Origin of the sequence: Vibrio sp. HI00D65 (genome assembly GCF_001635455.1) — a bacterium.
Taxonomy (GTDB): domain Bacteria; phylum Pseudomonadota; class Gammaproteobacteria; order Enterobacterales; family Vibrionaceae; genus Vibrio.
This window is the reverse complement of sequence record NZ_LWEH01000226.1, coordinates 1-314: the sequence shown is the minus strand read 5'-3', so window position 1 is coordinate 314 and position 314 is coordinate 1. Positions and strand designations below refer to the sequence as shown.

Genomic DNA, 314 nt, shown 5'->3' with positions numbered 1-314 from the left:
AAAGGTTCTCTTCATGACCTACTTTGCCTCATTGATGATAGGGACAGGACTACTACTGGCCCTGATTGCGCACCTTTATTCATTTAAACGAGATATCGTCAAAAATAGGCTCATGTCTGTTTCTGCTTATTCTAATAAATACTCAACAACCTCAAGCGATTGGGGCTTTCAGGGTCAAGAATCTCGACGTCGAAAGCTGACCCTAATTGGTTTAGGGTCACCAAATGCAGAAACTTATTTTCTCGTAATAAGGTTCACCCTAATGACCGTTGGCGCCATGATTTGGCACATGACTCAAATCTCGGAGTCGAACG

1 pseudogene is annotated in these 314 nt (G+C 43.0%); it reads left to right on the top strand.

The window, feature by feature from the left end:
- Positions 1 to 13 precede the first annotated feature (13 nt).
- Positions 14 to 314, top strand: a pseudogene (locus A3712_RS28395) (type II secretion system F family protein); the annotation flags it as partial.